Annotated in this window: 24 protein-coding genes and 1 other RNA gene; 12 read left to right on the forward strand and 13 right to left on the reverse strand. The window is 47.7% G+C overall.

Translation table 11 applies throughout. From position 1 onward, the window contains the following. Positions 1-6: 6 nt before the first annotated feature. Positions 7-1,662 carry a 2,3-bisphosphoglycerate-independent phosphoglycerate mutase gene (gene gpmI / locus CAP50_RS10135; RefSeq protein ID WP_100749905.1) on the reverse strand — a complete coding sequence of 552 codons (1,656 nt, stop codon included), beginning with the start codon at positions 1,660-1,662 and terminating at the stop codon, positions 7-9. A gap of 166 nt (positions 1,663-1,828) precedes the next feature. Between gpmI and ssrS the strand changes: the two genes are divergently transcribed. Then, positions 1,829-2,024, forward strand: a non-coding RNA gene (gene ssrS, locus CAP50_RS10140) — 6S RNA. A gap of 122 nt (positions 2,025-2,146) precedes the next feature. Here ssrS and CAP50_RS10145 read toward each other — a convergent pair. Beyond that, the gene (locus CAP50_RS10145) at positions 2,147-2,770 is read right to left on the reverse strand and encodes an FxsA family protein (RefSeq protein ID WP_100749906.1); all 624 of its coding nucleotides are present in this window, start codon (positions 2,768-2,770) and stop codon (positions 2,147-2,149) included. Between the two features lie 153 nt (positions 2,771-2,923). Between CAP50_RS10145 and ruvC the strand changes: the two genes are divergently transcribed. Beyond that, positions 2,924-3,508, forward strand: a complete 585-nt coding sequence (gene ruvC / locus CAP50_RS10150; protein WP_075100653.1) for a crossover junction endodeoxyribonuclease RuvC — start codon at positions 2,924-2,926, stop codon at positions 3,506-3,508. A gap of 138 nt (positions 3,509-3,646) precedes the next feature. Here the strand turns inward: ruvC and CAP50_RS10155 are convergent, their stop codons facing one another. From CAP50_RS10155 to CAP50_RS10170, 4 genes are all read right to left on the reverse strand, one after another. Then, positions 3,647-4,579, reverse strand: coding sequence for an META domain-containing protein (locus tag CAP50_RS10155; RefSeq protein ID WP_100749907.1), 933 nt, complete (start codon positions 4,577-4,579; stop codon positions 3,647-3,649). A gap of 432 nt (positions 4,580-5,011) precedes the next feature. Further along, on the reverse strand, positions 5,012-5,674 hold the full coding sequence (locus CAP50_RS10160) for a glutathione S-transferase family protein (protein ID WP_100749908.1): 663 nt from the start codon (positions 5,672-5,674) through the stop codon (positions 5,012-5,014). A gap of 279 nt (positions 5,675-5,953) precedes the next feature. Further along, entirely contained in the window at positions 5,954-6,592 is a 639-nt protein-coding gene (locus CAP50_RS10165; RefSeq protein ID WP_075100650.1) for a peroxiredoxin, read from the reverse strand. Between the two features lie 365 nt (positions 6,593-6,957). Beyond that, entirely contained in the window at positions 6,958-8,685 is a 1,728-nt protein-coding gene (locus tag CAP50_RS10170; RefSeq protein WP_100749909.1) for a glutamine--tRNA ligase/YqeY domain fusion protein, read from the reverse strand. Positions 8,686-8,924: 239 nt separating this feature from the next. Between CAP50_RS10170 and CAP50_RS10175 the strand changes: the two genes are divergently transcribed. Further along, positions 8,925-9,440 carry a peptidylprolyl isomerase gene (locus tag CAP50_RS10175; protein WP_075103604.1) on the forward strand — a complete coding sequence of 172 codons (516 nt, stop codon included), beginning with the start codon at positions 8,925-8,927 and terminating at the stop codon, positions 9,438-9,440. Positions 9,441-9,497: 57 nt separating this feature from the next. Continuing rightward, the gene (locus CAP50_RS10180) at positions 9,498-10,340 is read left to right on the forward strand and encodes a UDP-2,3-diacylglucosamine diphosphatase (protein WP_100749910.1); all 843 of its coding nucleotides are present in this window, start codon (positions 9,498-9,500) and stop codon (positions 10,338-10,340) included. Positions 10,341-10,470: 130 nt separating this feature from the next. Here CAP50_RS10180 and orn read toward each other — a convergent pair whose 3' ends face one another. Beyond that, on the reverse strand, positions 10,471-11,058 hold the full coding sequence (gene orn, locus CAP50_RS10185; RefSeq protein WP_075100646.1) for an oligoribonuclease: 588 nt from the start codon (positions 11,056-11,058) through the stop codon (positions 10,471-10,473). Positions 11,059-11,274: 216 nt separating this feature from the next. Here orn and rsgA point away from each other — a divergent pair, with 216 nt between their 5' ends. The 4 genes from rsgA to secB all read left to right on the forward strand — a co-directional run bounded on the left by rsgA (position 11,275) and on the right by secB (position 14,423). Further along, on the forward strand, positions 11,275-12,378 hold the full coding sequence (gene rsgA, locus CAP50_RS10190; RefSeq protein ID WP_100749911.1) for a ribosome small subunit-dependent GTPase A: 1,104 nt from the start codon (positions 11,275-11,277) through the stop codon (positions 12,376-12,378). A 150-nt stretch (positions 12,379-12,528) separates the two neighbouring features. After that, positions 12,529-12,984, forward strand: coding sequence for a rhodanese-like domain-containing protein (locus tag CAP50_RS10195; RefSeq protein WP_075100644.1), 456 nt, complete (start codon positions 12,529-12,531; stop codon positions 12,982-12,984). A gap of 477 nt (positions 12,985-13,461) precedes the next feature. Next, positions 13,462-13,725, forward strand: coding sequence for a glutaredoxin 3 (gene grxC, locus CAP50_RS10200; protein ID WP_075100643.1), 264 nt, complete (start codon positions 13,462-13,464; stop codon positions 13,723-13,725). Positions 13,726-13,970: 245 nt separating this feature from the next. Beyond that, positions 13,971-14,423 carry a protein-export chaperone SecB gene (gene secB / locus CAP50_RS10205; RefSeq protein WP_075100642.1) on the forward strand — a complete coding sequence of 151 codons (453 nt, stop codon included), beginning with the start codon at positions 13,971-13,973 and terminating at the stop codon, positions 14,421-14,423. Between the two features lie 210 nt (positions 14,424-14,633). Here secB and adk read toward each other — a convergent pair whose 3' ends face one another. The 6 genes from adk to CAP50_RS10240 form a co-directional block, all read right to left on the reverse strand. Continuing rightward, a complete protein-coding gene (gene adk, locus CAP50_RS10215; RefSeq protein WP_172953130.1) occupies positions 14,634-15,287 on the reverse strand; it encodes an adenylate kinase in 654 nt (217 codons plus the stop codon). A 232-nt stretch (positions 15,288-15,519) separates the two neighbouring features. After that, the gene (gene ccmI, locus CAP50_RS10220) at positions 15,520-16,800 is read right to left on the reverse strand and encodes a c-type cytochrome biogenesis protein CcmI (protein WP_100749913.1); all 1,281 of its coding nucleotides are present in this window, start codon (positions 16,798-16,800) and stop codon (positions 15,520-15,522) included. Continuing rightward, positions 16,797-17,360 (reverse strand): cytochrome c-type biogenesis protein, encoded by a 564-nt coding sequence (locus CAP50_RS10225; RefSeq protein WP_100749914.1) that lies wholly within the window; start codon positions 17,358-17,360, stop codon positions 16,797-16,799. Before CAP50_RS10225 ends, ccmI begins: the two co-directional genes overlap by 4 nt. Continuing rightward, positions 17,357-18,016, reverse strand: a complete 660-nt coding sequence (locus CAP50_RS10230; RefSeq protein WP_100749915.1) for a DsbE family thiol:disulfide interchange protein — start codon at positions 18,014-18,016, stop codon at positions 17,357-17,359. Before CAP50_RS10230 ends, CAP50_RS10225 begins: the two co-directional genes overlap by 4 nt. Positions 18,017-18,020: 4 nt before the next feature. Next, positions 18,021-20,048: a heme lyase CcmF/NrfE family subunit gene (locus CAP50_RS10235; protein ID WP_100749916.1), complete on the reverse strand. Its 2,028-nt coding sequence runs from the start codon at positions 20,046-20,048 to the stop codon at positions 18,021-18,023. Positions 20,049-20,284: 236 nt separating this feature from the next. Continuing rightward, positions 20,285-21,619 (reverse strand): hypothetical protein, encoded by a 1,335-nt coding sequence (locus tag CAP50_RS10240; RefSeq protein ID WP_100749917.1) that lies wholly within the window; start codon positions 21,617-21,619, stop codon positions 20,285-20,287. 575 nt (positions 21,620-22,194) lie between these two features. Here CAP50_RS10240 and mrdA point away from each other — a divergent pair. From mrdA to rpsI, 4 genes are all read left to right on the forward strand, one after another. Next, positions 22,195-24,162, forward strand: coding sequence for a penicillin-binding protein 2 (gene mrdA / locus CAP50_RS10245; protein WP_100749918.1), 1,968 nt, complete (start codon positions 22,195-22,197; stop codon positions 24,160-24,162). Positions 24,163-24,219: 57 nt separating this feature from the next. Continuing rightward, positions 24,220-24,924: a 16S rRNA (guanine(966)-N(2))-methyltransferase RsmD gene (gene rsmD / locus CAP50_RS10250; protein WP_100749919.1), complete on the forward strand. Its 705-nt coding sequence runs from the start codon at positions 24,220-24,222 to the stop codon at positions 24,922-24,924. Between the two features lie 261 nt (positions 24,925-25,185). After that, entirely contained in the window at positions 25,186-25,614 is a 429-nt protein-coding gene (rplM, locus tag CAP50_RS10255) for a 50S ribosomal protein L13 (RefSeq protein WP_075100632.1), read from the forward strand. A 10-nt stretch (positions 25,615-25,624) separates the two neighbouring features. Beyond that, positions 25,625-26,011 (forward strand): 30S ribosomal protein S9, encoded by a 387-nt coding sequence (rpsI, locus tag CAP50_RS10260; protein ID WP_075100631.1) that lies wholly within the window; start codon positions 25,625-25,627, stop codon positions 26,009-26,011. Positions 26,012-26,212: the final 201 nt, after the last annotated feature.

Below are 26,212 nucleotides of genomic sequence, written 5' to 3' on the forward strand. Positions count from 1 at the left end.
ACAGGCTTACGACGCTGGAACCAATAGGCTCTTACCTGTCATTTCAGCTGGTGCATCCACACTCATCAGGGTCAAAATTGTCGGAGCGATATCGCTGAGTTTACCCCCACTGCGCACCGTGAGTTTTTGCTCGCCGATATAAATCAGCGGTACCAACTCGGTGGTATGCTGAGTATGCACTTGCCCACTGTCATAGTCCTGCATTTGCTCACAGTTGCCATGATCAGCGGTGATCAGCATATCGCCGCCAGCCGTGCGCACAGCAGTCTCAAGACGGCCGATACAAACATCGAGCGCCTCTACCGCTTGCACCGCGGCATCAAAGATGCCCGTGTGCCCGACCATATCACCATTGGCATAATTGACCACTAACACATCATACTTGCCAGACTCAATCGCCTCGACCAGCTTATCCGTCACTTCAGGGGCGCTCATTTCAGGCTTCAGATCATAAGTGGCCACATCAGGTGATGGTACTAGGATACGGGTCTCGCCTTCATACTCCTCTTCGCGGCCACCACTAAAGAAAAACGTCACATGAGCGTACTTTTCCGTTTCGGCGATACGTAGCTGCGTTTTGCCGATGTTTTGCAAATACTCGCCAAGGGTGTTGGTCAATGAGGCGGGATGATAAGCGATGCTGGTGTGAGGATTGTCAGCCAGCACATCAGAGTATTTGGTCAGCATGACAAAGGCGGCCAGCTTTGGCTGCTTTTGACGGGCAAACCCTGAAAACTCATGATCTGGCAGCACAAACGCTTGGGTAAGCTCGCGAGCACGATCAGCGCGGAAGTTCATAAAGATCAGCGCGTCATTGTCTTCAACTGTATAAGGCATTTCATCACGGCCAATCACAGTCGTCGGACTGACAAACTCATCCGTCTCGCGCGCTTTATAAGCGGCTTGTACAGCACCATCGGCACGCGTTGCCAAGCGGTCAGCTTTGCCTTCAGTGATCAGCTCATAGGCTTTTTGGACGCGCTCCCAGCGATTGTCACGGTCCATGGCATAATAGCGCCCGATGATACTGGCAATCTGTACGCGGCCACCTTCGTAGTGGGCATTGAGCTTACCGATATGGTCACGCAAGCGATCGATATATTTATCAGCAGACTTAGGCGGCGTATCGCGGCCATCTAGAAAACAATGCACAAAGACGTTTTTGGCACCATGTACCAGCGCTGAGTGACACATCGCTTCGATATGGTCTTGATGCGAGTGCACCCCACCATCAGAGAGCAAGCCCATGATATGCACATTACCGCCCAAGTCGTTTGCCGCTTTTACTGCATCGACCAGCGCTTGATTTTTATAAAACTCACGGTTGGCCAACTCATTTGAGATACGCGTTGAGTCTTGATAAAGGACGCGGCCAGCGCCGAGGTTCATATGTCCCACTTCTGAGTTGCCAAACTGACCATCTGGTAAGCCCACATCTTCTCCAGAGGCAGAGATCAGGCCATGTGGGTATTGCTGATAGATTTTATCCAAGTTTGGCATATTGGCCGCAGCAATGGCATTGTCCTTATCTTCTTCACGATGACCAAAGCCGTCCAATATCATCAAAACATGCGGTGTTTTTTTGTTTTGTCCGCCGTTTTTGTCATTAAGTTGTGCCTGATTGTCATCGATAGACTCTGATGGTTGCTGGTTCGTGGTCATATATTACCGCTCCTCAAGTGAATGAACGCCTATAATGCTGTCTTAGGGTGTTGAAAGCCCTCTATATTAGCACATATCTGAAAATTGCTGAAAAACTGACAAATTTTCACTACGTAGCAATCTGTAATTGTTACTTGCAATCACACTTTTCATTGGTTAAGATGAAACTATTCTGAAGTGTTGGCTAGTAGATGTTTATTCCCTGAGCCGATAATGCTTTACTAGGATGTGGTACCTATTGCCTCATTGTGTATGCCTGCACCGCTTGCGGTGTATCAGGAAACCTGCAGAGGCAGTGACGCATCCGCCCTGAACTTCACGGTTCATGGGTCACCATCTTGCGGCGGCACTTCGGTTGTTCTATTCGGTCTTCTCTTTATTTTATCGCTTGTAAAATACAAATGATAAATAAGTCATCAAGACCAGCAAAAAGCCCCTTTCGCTCATCACGAAAGGGGCTTTTTGCTATCTGCTTTACGGCTTGCTATGATTCATCATTGGCAGACTTGGTGATTTTTTTCACATCTTTAGGCACGGTTTTTGCCGTACCATCTACGGTAGTATGCTGTTTAAAGACATCGCCAAACGGGTTTTGCGACTGCTGACCAAAGGGGTTTTGACCACCCATACCACCTGCACCGCCAAACGGATTTTGGCCGCCCATGCCACCAAATGGGTTTTGACCGCCCATCTGTCCACCCATTTGTTTTGCCATCATTTCCATCATTTTTTGCTGATTATTCATGACATAGTTGTTGGCCGCATCTTTCAGCTTTTTTTGTACAGGCGGCAACACAACCAATAACGCTAGTAAATCACTGAGCACCCCTGGTATCAGTAATAAAATACCGGCTGCCGCCATCGCCACACTCTTTAGCATGGTAGACTCTTGCGGGCGCATCGCTGGATTCATCATGCCACCTGCTTTCATCTGCTGCGCCATCGGGTTGAGCGCGGCCATGCCTTTGCGCATCAGTGACACACCGATGACAGCGGCGATGATAAACCACATAAATACCCACCAGCCACTCATAAACTGAGCAAGCAAATACCACAGCAGCATCTCAATAATAAACCAAACAATGGCGATACCAACGATCTGACCCATAAAGTGTCGTCCTATAAAATAAAAACCAATAAATAAAGCGCCATACAAATTAAGATGGCTAACATATGATGTATATGGGGATTGATTGCTATACTATCAAACTTATAGCGGATTTTTAAGATATAAAACAAAATGTAAGTAAGACGGAATACTATGGCAATTATTATTGGGATTGACCCAGGCTCGCGTATGACCGGTTATGGCATCGTGCAACAAACCGGCGACAAACTGACCTATATCGATGCAGGCACCATTCGCACAGATACTAAGGAGATGCCTGAGCGATTAAAGCGTATTTTCAATGGGTTGACGCGTATTACTCAGCACCATCTAAAATATACTGACGAGCCAATTCATACGGCAATCGAACAAGTATTTATGGCCGAAAACCCAGACTCAGCGCTGAAGCTCGGTCAAGCCCGCGGTGCCGCCATCGCCGCGATGGTAGCACTAGACTTAGAGGTGTCGGAGTACACTGCTCGTCAGATCAAGCAGGCGGTTTGCGGCTATGGCGCAGCGGCCAAAGAGCAAGTGCAGGAGATGGTATGCCGTATACTATCGTTAGACGTCGTGCCACAGCAAGATGCCGCCGACGGCCTTGCTTGTGCGATTTGTCATGCTCACTCCAGCCATTCGATGAACAAACTGATATTAAACAGCGCTATGCGCGGGCGCGGCAGCTCTAAGAAAAAAGGCCGCTGGCGGCTAACAGAAGAAGACTTGGGCAATTTACGCTAGGTCATCAAGCTATTTGTCTACAAACCATCAGACATAAAAAAACACGCGTCATTTGAACGCGTGTTTTTTTATGTCATTTTGGCTATCTAGCCCTCGTTTTAAATAACCAAAACGACCAACTTACTTACCTTAAAAGCCTCACTCTACCACGCTACTTTCTATCACGGCATCGAGTACATAAGCGTACTCTTCACCTGTTGATACTGCGTCTTCGGCATCCAGCTGATAGCGCTGGAGACGCAGCACTTCATCATGCTTGCCGTCATGCTGATAGCCTTCGATTTCGCCCGTGAACGCAGCCCATTTACCTTCACTGGTCTTGATACCTTGATCATCATAAGTGATGGGTTTGACTTGCAAACACTGCTGCGTCCCCTCAGTGGTGCAAGGGGCTTTTTTGGCATTGACGGCCCAAAAGACGGTTTTTCCTTTGCTATTATATTTCGCCTGTGAGGTCAGCCGCCCTTTCCAAGTCAACGTCACCTCATCGCTGGTCACTTGCGTGAGTAAGGGCCGCTCCTCGGTCGTCACGCTCAGCTCACTCGTACCCTGCATCAATGTGTTCAGACGATTTTCAGCCTCATTGAGATCTTGGCAGAGCATTTGTGTACTCATGCTCTCTTCGGTGGTCAACGTATGACCTTGCAGCTGATAAACCGCGCTCATAGCATTGCAGCCAACGCTATAGCTCAAAGTGTCTTGCCCTTGATTTTGGTTAAACAATAATGATACTTGGTCTTTGATATCAGCCAGCATAGACACCGAGGGCCCACTGCCAGCATTCTGAATATCCGATAACGTCCAACGATAGCGCGATAGGTTTGCGATCATTTTTTGCTCTACCGTCAGCTTATCATCATGGCCATCGTCTGTATCCGTATTTTCTACATTCATCTCGTTTATTGGCGTATCGCCATCTGCTTCACTGGTTGCCCCCGCTTCATGACTATCCACCGTGTCACCATCAGCAGGCGCAGTGGATTTTTGACAAGCGCCCAGCGCTAGGCTTGCTACTAGCATGCTTGGTAATAGCAGCCATTTCGAAGCGGGTTTTGCGGTTTTACTTACCATACAACGTACCTCTTAGTAAGCTTGGTTTCTTTTCTTGTATAAAACAGATGTGGCCAAAAAACTGTCAAATATCATTTAAGCTCTATTACAAAGCTTTTTATGCAACGTCTAAAAGCTCAGGACAGATTGCTCACTATAACGCTGAGTCTACTGCACTATGTAATAAAATGTTTGTTTTTATTACATCTTTTAAAAATAGTTCCCAAATCCATGTTTTAGTGCTAGTAGTCATGAGTTACTATCTTGCAGCTTCCATCTTGGCTTGATTATAACGCCTTATTAACACTGCATAAAAAAACAGCCAATCATGAGATAGGCTGTTTTAATTGAATATAAGCTGTCAGCAGTTGAAAGGTTAATTGAGCAGCTAATTAAGGTACACTTAATAAGTAAGCAGCCGACTACTTATCAATCTCTCGTGTCAATCTCTCGTCACCTACTGCCATCTACAGGCTTGGCTTTTGCCATATTTTTGATACTAAACTGCTCATTCATTTTTTGATAAAAACGCGCTAGGTTTTCACCTTGCTCGCTTGGGTCGACTTTAAGTATTTTGCCAAAATCCAACCCCAAATACAGCACAATATCAGCAAAGCTTAACTGCTCACCCACGAGATAGTCGCGACCTACTAAAGCGTTCTCAAAATAGCCCATGGCTTTGGTAGCACGGGTGATAGATGGCTGGACAAACTCAGGAACCTGCTCGACGCGCTGAGCCTTGGAGGGATGACTGTGCTGAAACGCCAGCATCAGGTTGTACAACACCTCAAACTCAGCGATGCGGCGCATGGAGCAAACTTGCGCGCGCTGTACCACATCATTCCCCATCACTGAGCGCTCGCCATAGACGCGGTCTAGATACTCACAGACCGCTTGTGAGTCATTAAGCACCGTCCCATCGTCTAAGGTCAAGACCGGTACCGTCTGCATCGGATTGATCTTGGTAAATTCCGCCGACATCTGCTCGTTGGCTGCAAAGTCGATATCTATCACATCGACGTCATCCATGTCATCGACATCAATCCCTTTTGACGCCAAGAGTATCAAAGCTTTACGCGGATTTGGGGCAGTACGAGTAACGTATAGTTTTTTCATAGTAAACTCCTTGTAAAATAAACAGATAACGATTCAGCCCTGCCAGCCATTATTATAATAAGTAATGAGCATTGCTGATTAATAAACGCATGGCTCTTTTATTTAGAATAGACTCTATACTATAGTTATAGCCTACTCGGGGCATCATAGCAAAGCTTTCTTGTTTTTTGCTAAGGCAGAGTCCTAAAGCAAGATAAATACGACAGTTGAGATATAAAAAAAGCCTCACAACTTTACGTCGTGAGGCTTTGTATCATGCGACTTGCCATTCACTGCCACTTATTTATTAGGGGCAGGTGTGGTACGTAGATAGGGCTTAATTTCTGTATGGCCTTTTGGATAGTTGGCAGGGATGTCTTCGTTTTTGACACTTGGCGGGATGATCACATCGTCGCCATCTTTCCAGTCGACTGGCGTGGCAACATTATACTCATCAGACAACTGTAGCGCATCGATGACCCGAACGATCTCATCAAAGTTACGACCACAGCTGGCTGGATAGGTCAGGGTCAGACGTACTTTTTTATTTGGATCAATGATAAACACGCTCCGAACGGTCGCGGTGTTATCAGCATTTGGGTGAATCATGTCATACAAATCCGCAACCGTGCGATCAGAGTCTGCAATGATAGGGAAGTTCACCGCAGTGCCTTGTGTCTCTTCGATGTCGCCGACCCAGCCTTTGTGATCTTCTAAGCCGTCCACTGACAAAGCAATCGGCTTGACATTGCGTTTTTGGAACTCACCGCCCAATGCAGCGGTGCGGCCAAGCTCAGTAGTACAAACTGGCGTATAGTCGGCAGGATGCGAAAACAATACCACCCAGCTATCACCCGCCCAATCATAAAAATTAATATCACCCTCTGTGGTGGTTGCATCAAAGTTTGGTGCGGTGTCGCCTAAACGTAAATGTGCCATACTAAATTCCTTATTTATATGAATGATGAGCGCTGAGCTTACTGTCTTATGCGCCCTATTATTATAAACCGATTATTGCAATGTGCGAGACGGTTTGATCATTTGCTTATCCCGTCTAGTGCATCAATAAAACTCACTTTATAGTACCAAACTGGTTATGAATGTCTTGTGAAGGATTGTAATTCGCTTATTCCATTTATCACTAAGCGAACCAGTATATAGGTAGCATAGCGCCTTAAACTACCATGCCTGTATCCCACACGCAAAATTCATAAAAAACCCACCCCTAGCGCACTAGAGATGGGTCAGTATAAAAGGGCAATGATTTGACATTAAACCCTAAGGGCACGCTCAAAGGCTATGCATTAAGCTGGCTTATAACTGTCGCGTAAGCTGACGATTTGGTTAAATACCGGCTTATCACTGGTGTGCTCTTCGCTATCGGCGATAAAGTAACCTTCACGCTCAAACTGAAAGCGCGTGCCAGCATCGCTATTGGCCAATGACGGCTCAACCACTGCCGCAAGCTCAGTCAACGAATTGGGATTGAGTACTTGATGCACATCACTGGCGCTACCTGGATCCTCGACACTAAATAGCTGCTCATACATACGCACGGTCGCAGGGACGCCAAGGCTGGCTGACACCCAATGAATCACGCCTTTGACCTTGCGGCCTTCAGGGTTGTTACCCAATGTCGCAGGATCAATCGTCGCTTTAAGCTCGGTCACATTGCCAGCATCGTCAGTAATATGCTCAGTCACGGCCAGCACATAAGTATTACGCAGGCGGATTTCTGGCTTTTCTGGTGACAGGCGCTTATAACCGGCTGGCGGCTCAATTTCATAGTCGCCTTGATCGATATAAAGGGTTTCGGTAAACGGAATCTCACGCTCACCCATATCGACATTAGGATGTTTTGGCTGCTTGAGCCATAGAGTCTGAGCATCTTCATCCCAGCGTGCATTGACGCTATCGGCCTTTTGTGACTCCCAGCTGCTGACCGCATCGCTAAAGTTCGTAATCGTCACTTTTAAAGGCTTGAGCACCGCCATGCCGCGCGCGGTCGTCGTCTCGAGTGATTGACGGATACTGAACTCTAATAGACGAAAATCAACAACGCTGTCGACTTTGGTCACGCCAACGCGCTCACAAAAATCGCGCAGGCCCTCTGGCGTATAACCACGACGACGCATACCCGCGATGGTCGGCATACGCGGATCATCCCAACCGCTTACCACCCCTTCATCGACCAACTGTTTGAGCTTGCGCTTACTGGTCATGGTGTGATCAACGTTTAAGCGGCTAAACTCATACTGATGCGGCGGCACCTCAAAGCCGATTTTTTCTACCGCCCAATCATAAAACGGACGATGGTCTTCAAACTCCAGTGTACACAATGAATGGGTGATACCTTCGAGCGCATCAGAGAGCGGATGGGCAAAATCATACATCGGATAGATGCACCATTTATCGCCGGTTTGATGATGCGCTTGGTGCATAACGCGGTAGATGACAGGGTCACGCATGTTCATATTAGGGCTTGCCATATCAATCTTGGCACGTAGCACCGCTTCGCCTTCGGCAAACTTGCCGTCTTTCATCTCATTAAAGCGCGCCAAGTTTTCTGCGACACTGGCATCACGCTGCGGTGATGGCGTGCCTGCCTCATTAAATGAGCCGCGGTTGTCGCGGATTTGTTCAGGCGACTGCAAATCCACATAAGCGTCGCCCTGCTCGATAAGCTGCACCGCCCATGCATAGAGCTGATCAAAATAACCTGAGGCATGATGCGCCTCGCCTGCCCACTCAAACCCAAGCCATTTGACATCGTTTTCGATATTGTCGATGAAGTCTTGTTTTTCTGCGGTTGGGTTGGTGTCATCAAAACGCAAATTACAGACACCGCCAAACTCCTCAGCAATACCAAAGTTTAGACAGATTGATTTGACATGACCCAAGTGCAAATAGCCGTTTGGCTCAGGGGGAAATCTCGTTACAATTTGGGGGTGTTTTTGCGCATTGACATCATCACGAATGATATTACGAATAAAGTCGTTTTTTTGTGCATTATTGCTTGAGTGCTCACTCATTACTCATTGCTCCTAGCGCAAGTGTTCAGCGCGTGTTACCACGCTCAAAAATGATAAATTAAAAAAGACTGATAAAAGATAACGTTGCGTTATTCTATCAGGTTTCGCAAAGGCATTAACAGCCTGATACATGACAGACGACAAAAAAGCCGTTAGACTAGCCATAACTTTTAGTCACCAACTTTTAACCACCACTTGACAGCGTTATTTAAGGCGCTGCAATCAAAAAGGAATATCACATGGTAGACATGCCACCAGTAGTAGAGCTAGACACCAATATGGGTGCGATCGTCATCGAACTCAACGAAGAAAAAGCACCAAAAACCGTCGAAAACTTCTTAAACTACGTAAAATCTGGCCATTATGACGGCACGATTTTTCATCGCATCATCGATGGCTTTATGATTCAAGGCGGCGGTATGGACGCTGAGATGAATGAAAAAGCAACCAACGCTCCCATCGAAAACGAAGCGGACAATGGCCTAAAGAACGACAAGGGCACTATCGCCATGGCGCGTACGCAAGATCCACATTCAGCGACCAGCCAGTTCTTTATCAACGTCAAAGACAATGACTTCCTAAACCACTCTGGCAAAAACATGCAAGGCTGGGGCTACACGGTATTTGGTAAAGTCACCAGCGGTATGGATGTCATCGACAAAATGCGCGGCGTACCAACCGGTCGCTTCGGCATGCATGCTGATGTGCCAAAAGAGCCTGTCGTTATCAACTCTGCGACCATCGTTTCTCAGTAGGTCGTGATAAGTAAGTGTTACTGATAGTCTGACAATAGACGACAAGGATTATGATAAATGCAAACGTTTAATCATCTGATAACGACCCGCCCACATGAGGTGCGGCAAGTATTCATCAGCGATTTGCATTTATCGCCAGAGGAGCCTGCCTTAGTGCAGGCTTTTTTGGCACTGCTTGATGACTGTTTGGCCCTGCCCGTCCTCAAACGCTTATTTATCTTAGGCGATTGGTTTGAGGTCTGGATCGGTGATGACGCTTATTTGACGTTGTCAGATGACGCGCGCCAAACCCACTGGCTCACCCCGCTTATCGCTAAATTAAAACAACTGCGCATCAAGGGCTGTGAGATATTGGTGATGCATGGCAATCGTGATTTTCTGCTGGGTCAGCCGTTTTGCAGCCTGTTTGGCGGGGAGCTGATTGATGAGCAGTATATGTTAACCATCGGGCAGCAACACTACCGTCTCGAGCATGGCGACGCGCTCTGTACCGATGATAAAAAATACCAGTTTTTTCGAAAAATCATGCGCAATCGTCTAACCCAGTGGTACCTGCTGAATAAATCCCTAGAAAAACGCTTGGCCATCGCGGAAAAAATGCGCCAAAAAAGCCAGAAAAACAACGCCAATAAAGCCGCTCACATTATGGACGTCAACGATGAGGCAGTGATACATGCCGTGGCTAATAGCGATGCGCTGCTACATGGCCATACCCATCGTCCAGATATCCATCAAGCGACCGATGATAAAAAACGCTACGTGCTGGGTGACTGGCGCTTAATCGATAAAGAGAAGCGGCAACCAATCGTCAACGCAGTGATTGGTGTGACGATCACTAATGCACACTCAGATAGCAATAAAGCTAACTTTGAATTGGTTGAATTTAGCTCACTGGTCTAGCTTCTTTTTTTACAAACCAAACGATGTCATAAAATAAGGGTCTGCTAACTATTTAGCAGACCCTTATTTTATGGCTATTAACTTATCAAGTGTAGGCTCATTACTTATCGAGCTTAACTTATCAATATTATTAAGGCATCAGTTTAAAAAAGTGCTGACGATAATGCTTAAGCTCACGAATAGAGTCGCGGATATCGTCTAATGCGAGATGGCTGCCGCCCTTTTCAAAGTTTTTTAAGATATCAGGGCGCCAGCGAAAGCACAGCTCTTTAATCGATGACACGTCAAGGTTGCGATAATGAAAGAAGCGCTCCAGCTCTGGCATTTGCCGCGCCAAAAAGCGACGATCTTGACAGATCGAGTTACCGCACATCGGCGACTTACCGCTATCGACCCACTTATTCAAAAACTTAATGGTTTCCGCTTCAGCCTCTGCCAGCGTCACCTTACTACGGCGCACCCGATCGATCAGACCTGACTGACCATGCTGTTTGGTATTCCAGTCATCCATTTTATTTAACACCTGATCGGATACTTTAATCGCAAACACTGGCCCTTCTGCCAGTACGTTTAAATCCTCATCAGTGACGACAGTAGCAATCTCGATAATTTCATCGTTTAAGGTGTCAAGTCCGGTCATCTCTAAGTCAATCCATACCAGCCCTTTTTTGCCTTGATTTTTGATCTTAATTTTATTGGGATGGTCGCCGGTAGTCATAAAATATCCTATGGTCAATAATGTTTGGAGCAAGTTGTTATATAAGTTATATAAAAAGTGCCGTTTTATCTACGGTGACAAGATGAGGGCATGGGATTTAACAGTGCCAAATCAGCCCTGATATTACAAAACCACTATCTGCCACGGACGGTTTAGGCTGTATGTTAGCAAATTTTCACGCTACACTTAGCAATATTTTTATAATAGGTCAAAACCATGGCATTAATACGGCAGCGCAAACTGACTAAACAACAGATTCGTCGCATTGACAAACAGCAGCTCGACAGTCAAGACAGCCTCGATGACAGTTTGATGGATGGCGTGGTCATGGCGCATTATGGCAAGCAGCTAGAGGTACAAATCACCAGCTTGCCTGCGGTGCTACCGGTGCAGCCAGAGATTGCGCCTGATGATCCTGAGCCATTTTGGCAAGCGCTGGAGTTGGGCGATATATGGCGCTGTCATGTGCGTACCAACCTGCCTATGCTGGCGGCAGGCGACCACGTACGCTGGACAGCTGACCCCAATACCGGCTTTGGCCGTATCGAGTCGGTCAAACCGCGTACCTCTCTTGTCTCGCGTCCTGATCGTTATCATAAGCTCAAGCCTGTCGCTGCCAATATCGATATCTTGGCGATCGTGTTTGCGCCACTGCCAGCGGCGGCGCCGTCCCTGATCGATCGCTATTTGGTGGTCTGTCATCACGCGGGCGTCAAGCCGCTATTGGTATTGAACAAAGCCGACCTACTCACGCAAGAAGACGGCGTCGATACCAGTGAACTATTGGCACAATACGCGGCCCTTGGTTACGAGAGCGTACTGACGTCGGTTGACTGTCCTGAAAACATCGCTGGTAGCGACGCCCAAACAGGTCTTGATGAGCTAAAGCGTCATATAGATAAAAAGCTGGTGATTTTTGCCGGACAATCTGGCGTCGGTAAAAGCAGCCTTATCAATGCGCTGTTGCCTGAGTCAGGGCAAATGGTCAACGTCATCTCCGAAAACTCAAAACTTGGCCAGCATACCACCACCACCAGTCGCTTATTGCCGTTTAATCCAGAGGACTTGACGGAGGGCGGTATCGTCGATACCCCTGGCATTCGTGAGTACGGGATTTGGCATCTGACCCCTGATGATATCATCTCAGGCTTTATTGAGCTTGCCCCTCTCGCTGGTGATTGTCGGTTCCGTGACTGTCGTCACACTCACAACAGCAAAGGCTGCGCGCTATGGCAAGCCGTAGCTGATGGTGATGTGCTACAGCGCCGAGTCGAAAACCTGGTGACCTTGAGCGAAGAGGCTGATACCAAGCCCTATTAACAACGCGATTTATCAAATCCGCATTATTAAACTGTAGGTTGCTCATCATACATTTACTATAGATGACCTAATCGGTATAATAGCGCCTTGTTCAAAATCATTGAGCTGTCTTCTCGGCTTAATAGAACACTTATTTTTTGGAGGTATGGTTTGGATCGTGCGCTAGAATTTGTGGGCAACCACCCGTTTTTGTTTGGTATATTAGCCGTACTTGCTGTGCTGTTTTTTACCATCGAAAACAAACGTAGCGGTAGAAAAATATCGCCCAACACGCTTGGTATGATGGTGAACTCGCAAAACGCGCAGCTGATCGATATTCGCGCCAAAAAGAAATTTTTGACCGGCTATATTCAAGGCAGCCGCAACATACCTTTTACTGAGCTAAAAGATCGCCTAGAAGAAATCCGCGCCATCCAGCAGCCAGTGGTCATCATCTGCGATATGGGCGTACAGGCAGGCGCAGCCATTCAAATGATTGGCAAAGATGACGTTTATCGCTTAGAAGGTGGCATTGGCGGCTGGCAGGCAGCTGGTATGCCGCTCGTTGGTTTAAAAGATGCCAAGTCAAAAACCAAAGGCAAGGCCAAGCCGTCATTGAACAAATAGCTGGTGCTGCATTATTTAGTACCAGTAACCATTAAAAAGACACCGCATTTAGGTGTCTTTTTTTATGTGGTATAGTCATTTCACTATAACAATGTTATAGCAAGGCTGATAGAAATTTTTGCAGTATCGAGCGGTGTAGGTACAGTACACTAGAAATTTTTATCGGCCTTGCTGGTTAATAAACACATAACTTTTTTATTTAGAATCGACTATAGTTATACCGCTGCAGCGCCTTTTTGGCCCATCTCGCTTGAATTTGCCTGACACATCCCCACTGTACTAATAAGCCCGGCCCAATACCTCGCACGTTTACTTGTGAGTAACCGATGATCATCATTTTTATCACATGATTGTTTATCGTATTTTTTATAATAACTAGGGTCTGTTAAGCATTTCGTTTTTTATTCATATTTTTTATGCGTAGTTTTTTATAATAAAGTCATTACTGACGACCATACTGACCAATAAGGATTTATCATGACTGTATCTGTCAAAGTTTATACCACGCCTATCTGTCCGTACTGCTCTAACGCCAAACAACTACTAAAAACCAAAGGCGTCGATTATGAAGAAATCGGTATGCACGATATGACGAGCGAAGAGCGCCGCGCATTGATGCAAAAGACCAATAACTATCGCACTGTGCCACAGATTTTTGTGGGTGATACCTTTGTCGGCGGTTTTGATGAGCTCAATCAACTGAACCAACAAGGCAAGCTTGACGAGCTATTGGCCGGTTAATTTACAAGTTTTTTGCAACCTTGTTTTGCGGTTTGTCATCAGCTGTGTAATGATAAGCAGCGGCAAAATAAAACACGGTATTATGCAATGTGTGTGATAAAACGGCGAGATTGATCTTTTTGATTCAATCTCGGCTACTATTACCATAAGGCTTTTACGACGACGCTTTTGTCATAGTATTTTTAACCACAGTATTTTTAATCATAACTTGCCCAATCATTTGATTTAATTTTAGAGGAATTATCATGGCTGAAGAACAAGCACAACCACAATTGGCACTAGAGCGCATTTATGTAAAAGACATGTCACTTGAAGTGCCAGGCGCGAGCGTATTTACCAAAGAGTGGAACCCAGAGCTTGACATCAATCTCTCTAGCAACGCAGAAAAGCTAGACGACGATCATTATCAAATCGTCTTGACCGTCAGCGTGACTGCAAAAAACGCAGGCGAAGCCGCATTTATCGCTGAGGTGCATCAAGCGGGTATTTTCTTATTAAAAGACATTCCAGAAGACCAAATCGGTCAAATTCTAGGCGCTTATTGCCCAAATGTGCTATTCCCCTATGCACGCGAAGTCATCAGCGACATCGTCACACGTGGTAGCTTCCCACAGTTACTGCTCGCTCCTGTGAACTTTGACCAAGCCTACGCACAAAGCCAGCAGCAAGCACAAGTTGATGCGCAAGGTAATGCATAAGCGGTGAGCTGCTAAAGCAGAAAAGAAAGCTGTTGTGTAAAATGCGTATTAAAAGCCGCTTACTTATCATAGGTAAGCGGCTTTTTTGTGAGTATGGTCGTGTGTGGGCAGGGTTGTGCGGGCAAGGCTATATGAATGCGTATCAGCCACAAAAAAACCCTGCTAAGAAACAGGGCTTTCAATCACGGCATCGGTTATCTTATAACGAGATTAACCCTTGAGCGCCGTTAAGATTTGTTGTTTGACATCGTCGATCGCTTGCGTACCGTCAAACTTATCGTAGTTCGGCGCATCACCACCTTCAGCCGCTTTGTTTTGATAAAAATCTACCAGCGCTGAGGTTTGCTGATGATACGTCGCTAGACGATCACGAATGGTCGACTCTTGATCGTCCTCACGCTGGATCAGCGCTTCACCCGTCACATCATCGATACCTTCGACCTTTGGCGGATTGTGATCGACGTGGTAAACACGGCCTGAGCCTGGGTGCTGGCGACGGCCAGACAAGCGCTTGACGATTTCGTCATCGGGTACGCTGATTTCGATGACATGATCGATTGCAACATCAGCATCAGCCAGCGCTTGCGCTTGTGGAATCGTACGTGGAAAACCATCTAAGATACAACCATTGGCACAGTCAGGCTTGGCGATACGTTCTTTCACTAGGTTAATGATAAGGTCATCAGATACCAAACCACCAGCATTCATGATGTCTTTGGCTTGTTTGCCAAGCTCACTGCCTTCTTTGATTGCTGCACGCAACATATCGCCAGTTGAGATCTGCGGAATATCATACTCTTTAGAAATAAACTGGGCTTGGGTACCTTTACCGGCGCCTGGTGGACCTAGCAAAATAATACGCATCATTACACGACTCTCCTTAATAGGTAGGATTTTGGGACTAATAAATACTTAGGGATTGGTTGGTTGCTAAGCTACCTTACCTTGTGGCTTGACAAAGCTCAAGTATTTTCATTATCTGCAGTAAAAAGTCGCAATGACTTCTCTGTTCATATAATGCAGTTGCGCGCTGCTGTGACGACGACAGCGCGCTTACTGAGTGGGTAATAGTCGCTACTAACAACCGTTATAAATACTAGGGAATTTGTTGATTGATTTCAACATTGGCCTGATTTTGATCGGCACTAATGACCACAGGGTTGCCAGATAAGTCGCCTGACTCAGCCGCCGCGGTGCCGCTATGACTGATACGAGCGATCACTGCCAGCTGTACCTTGTCTGCACGCGCCGATTGCAAGGTGCGTTCAGGCATCATCGCATCGAGATCGCTTAGACTGATAGTGGCCTCGCCTTGTTTGATCACGCTGATCGGTAAGCGCTTGGCGGCAAATGGCGGTCCACCATTGACATCACGTATCGCCACAAACAATACATCGTCCGCCTTGACAAGTGGCAACAGGCTGGCGCTGATTCTAATGCTTACCTCTACCCCTTCTGAGGCTTGCTGCTGCTGGGCGCTGACATTGGCGCTGAGCTCATCTAGGCTGGCTAAGGCTTTTGTATGGTCGCCAGGTTTGGCAGCGATACTGCTCCGCAGACGTTTAATCCAGCCTTGCGCCTCCTCAAAGTTATTACTACGCGCCTCGCCCATGGCCATCAGCATTTGCGCGCCTTCGTGGCGTGGGTTTTTGGCCAGCACATCCTGCAAGACGCGGCGACTGGTGGCGTCTAGTTGGCCTTTATTGGCAAAGAAGCTGATCTGCGCATAGGTCGTCGCAATTTCCTCGTTATCAGGCGATAAGCGATAAGCACGTGACAATGCCTCTAGCGCCGAATCTGTCGCTTCTAATGACAAAAACAGCTCAGATAAACGCATCCAGCGATTGGGGTCATCAGCATGACGATAGACATTGGTCTGCATCGCGCTGATAAGCTGCTGGCCGTTTTCGATTGCCCATACAGGTGGCTGATCGATTTTGCCAGTCAACAAGTCATCAGCGACTTTTCCGACCTTGTCTTCGGCCGTCCACAGCTCAAACACAGGCGTTCGGTCACCCACCATCAGATACGCCAGCGCAGCCAATACAGGCACCCAAACCATGAGAATCAGGCGGCTTTTGATACCAGGGGTGACCATCGGCGTGACTTCACGTTGGGCATCCAATAATTGCCGCTCAAGCTCGAGCTTTTGGTTTTGGTAGTGAGCATCATCGATGGTGCCACTGTCTTTGTCTGTTTGTAGCTCTGCCAGACGCTCGCGAAACACCGCCACGTTGATATCTAGTAGCTGGTTGTCCACAGAGGTGCCTGATATACGCGCGGCGCGCAGCCATGGCATGATGGTAATAACAGCAAGGAGTAAGGCAATCAGTAAGCTTAGAGCAATAAATAAGCCAGCAGTAGAGAATATGGTCATTTTTTGTCCTCGGGGCTTGTGGTGTCATGAGCGTCATTATCGGTGCTATTGGCACGCGATAATAGACGATCAAGTTCGGCTTTTTCGGCGGCGGTCAGCTCCGAGGCGGTATTATCTACCGTCACTCTACTCTGACCGCTCGCTGCCAGCTGGCGGCGCCGGCTTTGCCAAAACCACCCTATCAATAATACGATCAGTAGCAATGGCGGAAAAAACCATAAAATCCATGTCGATGGACGTACAGGCGGCTTGTAGCTGATAAAATCGCCGTAGCGCTCTTGCATATAAGCGCGAATCTCACCATCACTACGACCGTCTTTTACCATATCATAGGTTTTTTGCTTTAAATCTTGAGCGATCGGCGCATCAGAGCCGGCCAAGTTTTGGTTTTGACATTTCGGGCAACGCAGCTCTTCGATTAGCCCTCGGTATTGGGCTTCTTGTTGTACAGAGTCAAAATCATATACCTCTATCGCCGCGTAACTTACGCTACTGAGCAAGCACGCTAGGACAACGCCGGCCAGCTTCAGTATCAGGGTAGATAAGTGATTGGCCATCATTTACATGCCTCCGCAACCTGAGCTGGATCTGGGCTGATGTTTTTATCATTGGCGTCATTGAGCACCATAAGACAAGGGGTGATACGGCTTTGCCAATTGCTCTCGTTTACTTCGCCAATAATATGCTGGCGAATAACACCCTTCCCATCGACCACAAAGGTCTCAGGCGCACCGGTCAACCCCAAATCCAAAGCAAATTGACCAGATAAATCTTGAATAGACATCGAAAACGGATCGCCGCCGCGGTTGAGATAGCTGAGCGCATCACCGATATCGTCTTTGTAGTTGACGCCCACCAAGTTGACACCGCGCTCCTCTAGCTGCATCAAAAAAGGATGCTCGATGATACAAGTGGGACACCAAGAGCCCCAGACATTGAGCAAAAATGGCTGATCGGGCAAATTGTCGTTGGTCATGATACGGCTGGTGTCTGACAATAATGGCAACTCAAAAGGCGGCACCGGACGCTCAAGCGCCGTATTGGTCACGATATCCGTGGGCTTGCCCAGACGCATATACAGCATAACGAGTAAGCCGATAAACACAATCAGCGGAATCAAAAACCATACTTTTAGCTGCTTTTTGTTCATGGTTTTAGGCCCCTGTACAGAAGTTTTTTGGGTGCTATTTTCAGAGGAATGGTTGGATGAGCTCATGTGTTTACGCCCCTCTCTTTGGTGCTGGTGTATCCAAGTCGGCAACCGTGGCAAAGCCTGATTTTTTGGCAGCTATTTGCGCAGGTGTCTTGTCTTTATTAAAACGATAACGCTTATCAAGCATACTGAGCAGCGCGCCTAAGGCCATGATGATTGCGCCTAGCCATATCCAGCGAATCAGTGGCTTCACATAGATACGAATTGCCCATTCGTTACTGTCAGCAGCGATAGGCTCACCAAGCGCCACATAGACGTCACGCATGAGGCTGGCATCAACGGCAGCTTCGGTCATTGGCATCATGCTGATGATATAGTTACGTTTTTCAGGATACAAAGTCGTGACATCGCGCCCATCTTTGCTGACCAATACTTCAGCTTGAGTAGCATCAAAGTTACTGCCTTTGACTTCGCGAAAGTCCTTAACCGTAAAGTCATAGCCTTGGACATGGACGCTCTCGTTTGGCCCTAGTGCCACATCACGCTCGATGCTGAGCGTGCTGGTAAAGGCCACACCAATGACAGCAATGATGACACCAATATGCGCGGTTTGTTGTCCCCAATAGCTCAGACGTAGCTGGCGCAGCCCCTGCAGACGACTCGGGGCATTTTTGGTTTTGTCTTTGAAATCAACGACCATCCAAAACAACACCCAAAAACTGATCGCCAATGTCACGCCAATATTGAGCATGGCAGAGGGGCTAGCAAAGTAGGTGATAATCGCAGCCAGTACCAGACTACTTGCGGCAATCACCATGCCAGCGCCCAAGAGCGGACGGCTGTCTTTTTTCCAGCGAATGTTTGAGCCCATACCCATCGCGATGAGCAGCAGCCACGTCAGTGGCACAAACAGCGCGTTGAAGTACGGAGGGCCGACAGAGACCTGACCGAGGTTAAAAGAGTCAGCGATAATCGGATATAGCGTACCCAGCAATACCACCAAAGTGGCAATTAAGATAATAACGTTGTTAATCACCAAAAACGACTCTCGTGAGATCAGTTGATACTGACTCTCAACCGTCAAGCGCCAACCGCGCACCGCAAACATCAATAGCCCGCCGCCCACAACGATACCAAGAATCATCAAAACTACCAGCCCGCGCGTGGGATCGGCAGCAAATGAGTGCACCGAGGTAATCACCCCTGAGCGCACCAAAAAAGTACCAAGCAAGCTCAGCGCAAAGGCAAAAATAGCCAGCATGATCGTCCAAGCCTTAAAGACCCCGCGTTTTTCGGTCACCGCCAGCGAATGCAGCAACGCCGTACCAGCCAGCCACGGCATGAGTGAGGCGTTTTCTACAGGGTCCCAAAACCACCAACCACCCCAGCCAAGCTCATAATACGCCCACCAAGAGCCAAGAGCGATACCAACGGTCAAAAACCCCCAAGCCGCTAGCGCCCATGGACGCGACCAACGTGTCCATACTGCATCCAAACGCCCTTCCCACAATGCCGCCATACAAAAAGCAAATGGCACCGCTAAGCCCACATAGCCCATATACAGCATCGGCGGGTGAATGATCAGCCCAAAATCCTGCAAAAGTGGGTTTAGATCTACCCCATCTACGGGCAAATTGGGCAAGGTGCGATCAAATGGCGACGAGGTAAAAATCAGCATCGCCAGCATCATAACCTGCACACCAGCCAATATCACGAGCACCCGCGCGCGCATCGACAACGGCAAGCCACGGCTAAAATAGGAGACCAGCGCGCACCACGTGGCCATGATGGTCATCCACAACAAGAGCGAGCCTTCGTGCCCGCCCCATGTCGCCGAGAGTTTATAGTACCAAGGCAACAAAGTATTAGAGTGCTGCGTGACATAGACGAGACTAAAGTCATTGAAATAAAAGCCTGCCATCAACGCAACAAATGAAAAAATCATGGCAGCAAATTGCGCCCACGCGAGACTGGGCGCGAGACGCTGCCAAGCAACGTGATCGCGCATGACGCCAACGGTTGGTAATACCACCTGCAAAATCGCCAATATAAAGGCGGCCAGCAAGGCAAAATAACCCAATTCTGTGATTAACATACGGTCTAACCTTGTTTACCTTGGATACAATTAAGGATTTGCCAATAGCCTTTTGGCCACTGGCAAACGCGAAATAGTCCTTTATGCGGTCATAGTTTACGGTTAAAAACGGCGGTTTTAATGGCTATAGAAGCTGTAAAACTCGCTACTATTGTCGTGATGTATCAATAGGAATCATTGATACAAAAAACGTATCTGCTATTTATACTTATACTCAGCGATGCGCCCATGACAGATCACTGTACTGAAGGAAAAAACACCAAGACCAAATGCAGCCAGCCTGCCAAAAACCCTGTCAAACCACCAAGGATGATCAGCGTCATCTCGTCCTCTTTAAAGGCAGGACGCAGCAGGTTTTGAAACTCATTTGGCGTCAGTGCCCGAATCCGATCGCGAAACATCCCAAATATTTTACTGGCACGGCTCTCATTGAGCTCAGGATCACGCAGCGGCACCATCGTGGCCACGATTGACTTGTCAATAATGGTGTTTTTTAGCTGACCATACTCACGGCGGCCCAGTCCGACACGCAGCGTAGTACTGATCACAGGCGACTCTAACACCTGATACAAATGCGACTTCATCAAGTCACGCGTCTGCGGCGCGCGCGCGCCATACATCATCTCATTCATGATGTTTTCTAACGTCACCAAGTCTCGCACCACAATCTCAGCAAACACCTCAGAGACCTCTTCTTGCCGCTTCATAAAACCGCCCTGCAAACGGTACTGGGCGATGTGCGGCATTTGCGGCTGAATAAACGGAAAGCGGCGCTGAACTGTAAAAAACTTCACATAAGGTATAAAACGCGGCTCAACAGGATTAAACACCATCCAAATCGCAATCCAATTGGTCAAAAAGCCCCAAATCGCCGCAAAAAACGGCACGGTCCAATGCTGCGGCACCACCAAAAAGATAAACATCTGGATAATACCAAAGACCAGCCCAATCAAAGCGCTGATATGCCAGATAAAATCTATTTCTTTTTGGCCAACTTTCAAAAACATATTGACCATCAAGCGGCGATCACTCTCCATTTTATTGACAATCATCTGACGCATATCGACGAGATCTTCGACATGGTACGTCAAATCCGTCACCAAGGACTGCATGATGCTTGGCAGCTCTTTGTGCGCTTGGGCATAGACGCGGCGCTTGACAGCATATGGCAAATTGCCCCATAAGGCTGGCGAATGATCGAGCATAATTTCATCAATCAACACCTCAAGGTTTTTATCGACCGTCTCCGTGATAAAGGCTGCCATCTGCTCAGGCTCCATCGCCTGAAAAAACTCATCAAGCGACCCAAGCTTTGATAATGTCTGATCGACGATAACCCCCGATATCTTACCGGCTTTACGCGGCACGATACCCTGCCAGCCAATACCTGGCAAACCAAAAAACGGAAAGTTTGGGATACGAATACCCCAAAACTTAATCGGATAAAACAGCATTTTGAGCGCCATCCACACATGTGCCCAAGTGACAAAGGCGGTCACCGGCGGGATGGTTAGCATGGCAAAAAACTCTGGATGCTCAGCGATTGTCTGCCACAATGAAGTTACGTCCATGATTTATCTGATTCCTGACAGGTTGATTGTCGGTGCTAGTAAATGAGCGTTAGCAAACTTCGAGCGCGGCAAAAAGACGCGCGGCCATCATAACGACTATAAAACAAATCGCCTGATTTTAGCATACTTGCTATTTATTAGCACACGTCACAGCGCGCAAGTTGTGACTCATCTGACAAATAACGGTGAGCCACTGCCAGCGCTGATACAGCTAACCCAACATAGCAATCGCGCCCTTTAGGTCGTGTCTACTGATATTCACTTTATATGGACCTGATGATGGTGGTCGGCCAGATAGCGCCTGACAGCAGATAATCGTGACAAACCCGCTGACGAGTACTGCGCGCGCGCATGGCTTCTGTTATAATTTGTCCACCAACCGCATAAGATATCAGCCAGTCAGTTGCTAAGATGTCTTTTTGAGCAAAGACCATCTATGTGATTGAAACCCTTTGCATTATCCTTTATTCTTACCGCGCTTTGGCAAACCTGTCTATTTGTTTGCTTATTTTTTGTTATCCATGTTTTGCTGACTCAGCTTTATTGACTCGCTGACCGTTTGGGCTTTGATTTTTATGAATAAACCGCTGACTCCCAATACCGAACAGGTCAATCGTATTTTTACCAATCGCATTATCATCTTTGGCGCTATTATCCTCCTAGGATTGGGTGGTCTGATATTGCGTTATGGCTATCTGCAGGTCTATGCGCATGATAAATATACGACGCAAGCGGACAATAACCGTATCAAGCTGATCTCAGCGCCGCCGAGCCGTGGCTATGTCTATGATCGCAACGGCATTATCTTGGCCGACAATCAACCTGTCTTTACCGCGATGCTCAGCCCTGATGAGGTCGAAAACCCTGAGCGCACCTTAAACTTACTGGCGCCTATTTTTGATCTGACAGAGACGGACGTCACTGATATTTTGGCGCGTCTGAATAAAGCCAAAAACGATCCAGTCACCATCAAGATTGACCTAACCGAAGCGCAGGTGGCGCAGTTTAGCGAGCGTAAACCGTTTTTTCGGGGCGTGACGATTCGAAGTAAGCTGACCCGCTCCTATCCTTATGATGAGCTATTTGCCCATGTCATTGGCTATGTTGGCCGTATCAATGACAAAGAAACCAAGCGTATCGACAAGGATCGTTATGCAGGCACTGACCTCATCGGTAAAATCGGTATCGAAGATTATTATGAAGATATCCTCTTAGGGCAGCCAGGCTATCAATCGGTTGAGACCGACGCGCACGGCAACATCATCCGCCAATTAGACACCAAACCACCGATCGCGGGCAACGACATCACTTTGAGCTTAGATTATGGCCTACAAAAAGTCGCCCAGCAGCAGCTAGATGGCCGCCGCGGTGCCATTGTGGCCATTGACCCCAAAACAGGCGACGTACTGGCGTTTGTGAGTAACCCAAGCTACGACCCCAACCCCTTTATCTCTGGTATCTCCTTTAAAGATTATGGCGACCTGCGTGATGACCCAGATCAGCCGCTGTACAACCGTGCGCTGCAGGGCATGTATCCCCCTGCCTCTACCATCAAGCCCTTTGAGGGCTTGGGCGCGCTGCATTATGGCCTACGAGAGTGGGAGACCTCTATCTATGACCCAGGGTATTTTAGCTTGCCAGGCGACAGTCACCGTTTTCGTGACTGGAAACGCGGTGGTCATGGCTCAGTCGACCTCAAAAAATCGGTGGTGATGTCGGTGGACACTTATTACTATAAACTCGCCTATGAGATGGGCATTCAGCGCCTGCATGACTGGATGGTGCGCTTTGGTTTTGGAGAGCAGACAGGTATTGATTTGCCGCATGAGCGCTCAGGTATCATGCCATCGCCGAAGTGGAAAAAAGAAACTTATGATAAAGACTGGCTACCGGGTGAAACCATCTCAGTCAGTATCGGTCAAGGGTATTTTTTGGCGACGCCGCTACAGGTAGCCAACGCTACCGCCATGACGGCCAGCAAAGGGCAACATATCACCCCGCATTTACTCAAAAGTAGCGACGGCGCAGCGGATGTAAAGATCATCAGCAAACCTGATGGCAAAATCGACTACAATGGCAAGCCCTCAGACTGGCTACGCATGCATGACGCGATGGAGAGCGTGATAAAAAACGGCACCGGACGCCGTATTTATACCTCAGAATATCGCATCGCAGGCAAGACGGGTACCGCACAGGTCAAGTCCATCGCCCAAGGCAAGCGCTATGATAAGTCTGCGCTCGATAAGCGCCACTGGGACCACGCGTGGTTTAGTGGCTTTGCCCCTGTCGATGACCCACAAATCGCGCTGGCGGTGCTGGTCGAAAACGGTGGCGGCGGTAGTACCGTTGCCGCCCCAATTGGCCGCGCGCTCTTTGATTATTGGGTAATACAGCGGCACGATGACCCTATCTTGCCACCGACAGCAGACGAGCTAAAAGCCATTAAACGTCAAAAAGCGTTTGACAAAGCCATGCGTGATGCGCTGCGTGATAAAGAAGAAAAAGCACAAGCTGAGCAAACTGCCAATGCAGCGGCACAATAGGATACATAGGAATAATAAGCAAAATAAAGACCACGATCAGACACGGTAACCCAAGCCATGACAAAAAAATCCTCAAGCAGACGCGCCGCTAAAAACCGCACACCCAAAACCAGCCATCTGGCAAAGAGTAGCTCTGCCGGAGATGTCCGCATCATCGGTGGTGAACACAAGCGCCGTATCGTCCGATTCGTCGACGCCGAAGGCTTGCGTCCGACGCCCGACCGCCTGCGCGAAACATTATTTAACTGGTTGCTGGCTGATATACACGGCGCTTATGTGCTCGACAGCTGTGCAGGCAGCGGGGTGTTGGGGTTTGAAGCACTGTCACGCGGCGCGGCGCACACTACCTTTGTCGAGCCCAATCCTGCCCAATGCCGCTTACTTGAGCAAAGCGCCACGCAGCTACGCTTAGAGACTCATCGTTATCAAATTAACCAAGGTACAGCCGAACACGTTCTGATGCACAATCAAACCTTGCAACGTCACTTTGATATCGTCTTTATCGATCCGCCGTATGCGCAGGACTTATGGCAGCCTATCTTGACGACGCTCATCGATCAGTCGCTGATCACAAGTGACACGCTGCTGTATCTTGAGGCAGACAAAGCACTAGAGTATCAATTGCAGCAGTTGGCCGACCACCTTAGCCAATCAACGACCTGCGCGGCGCAGACAGAGCCAACAAGCATCAGCTTTGATTGCCTGAAACAAACCAAAGTCGGCCAAGTTGTCGCTGGACTTTATCGGCTGGCACCGTCATAATTGCACCGTGCTTGCAAAAAGTGAGTGATGAGCAAATCGCTTTTCTTTGCCTCACCGCTTTTAGCAAAATCACGCAACACCTACAAAATGTCTAAAACCGCTTAAAAACTGGCCAAACGCTGCAGTTTGATGCATAAAGGCAAAAATAAACCCCAATGCAGCTTGCAAGCGTAGGCGCTACTGCTTATAATGTGCAGTCTGTTTTTTGAGAGCCCCGTTCCCAGCTAAACTCTCAACGAATTCTAATTTTAAGGTTTTATCATGAAAACACTTAGTGCAAAACCAGCTGAAGTGACCCATGACTGGTATGTCGTAGATGCTGACGGCAAAACCCTTGGTCGCTTAGCCACTCAAATTGCTACTCGCTTACGTGGCAAGCATAAAACTTCTTATACTCCGCACGTAGATACTGGTGACTTCATCGTTGTCATCAACGCAGAAAAAATCGCGGTAACGGGTAAAAAAGCACAAGACAAAAAGTACTATCGTCACAGTGGCTACCCAGGTGGTATCAAAGAAACCAACTTCACCAAGCTGATTGCACATAAGCCTGAAGATGTTCTATACAAAGCAGTTAAGGGTATGCTTCCAAAGGGTCCTCTTGGCTATGCGATGATTAAGAAGCTAAAGCTATATGCCGGGGAAGAACATCCACATACTGCACAGCAACCTAAAGAACTAGACATCTAAGGAGTCACTTATGGAACGCAATTACGGAACTGGTCGCCGCAAGACGTCTACTGCTCGTGTCTTTTTAGCGAAAGGTACTGGTGCTATCGTTGTTAACGGTAAACCACTTGATGAATACTTCAGCCGTGAAACTTCACGCATGGTCGTTCGTCAGCCACTAGAGTTACTTGACTCTGCTAACGAATACGATCTATACGTAACCGTTGCAGGCGGTGGTATCAGTGGTCAAGCGGGCGCAATCCGCCACGGCATCACTCGTGCATTGATCGAAGCTGACGAAACATTAAAGCCTGCTCTAAAATCAGCTGGTTTTGTTACTCGTGACTCACGTCAAGTCGAACGTAAGAAATTGGGTCTACGTAAAGCACGTAAACGCCCACAATTCTCAAAACGTTAATCAAAGCTATATCTTATCTTTTTGCGATTGGCCGCTTTATCTCAAAACAGCCCTATCCGCATTAAGCCACAGAGTAGATTTGCAAAACCTTATAAGCTGGTCACAGCTTATAAGGTTTTTTTATGGCTATGTGTCTAATACTATTCTAAAAAAACCTGCTACACGCAAAAACCACCTTGCAAAGTATTCAGCACTACCCCA

Origin of the sequence: Psychrobacter sp. L7 (genome assembly GCF_002810365.1) — a bacterium.
Classification (GTDB): domain Bacteria; phylum Pseudomonadota; class Gammaproteobacteria; order Pseudomonadales; family Moraxellaceae; genus Psychrobacter; species Psychrobacter celer.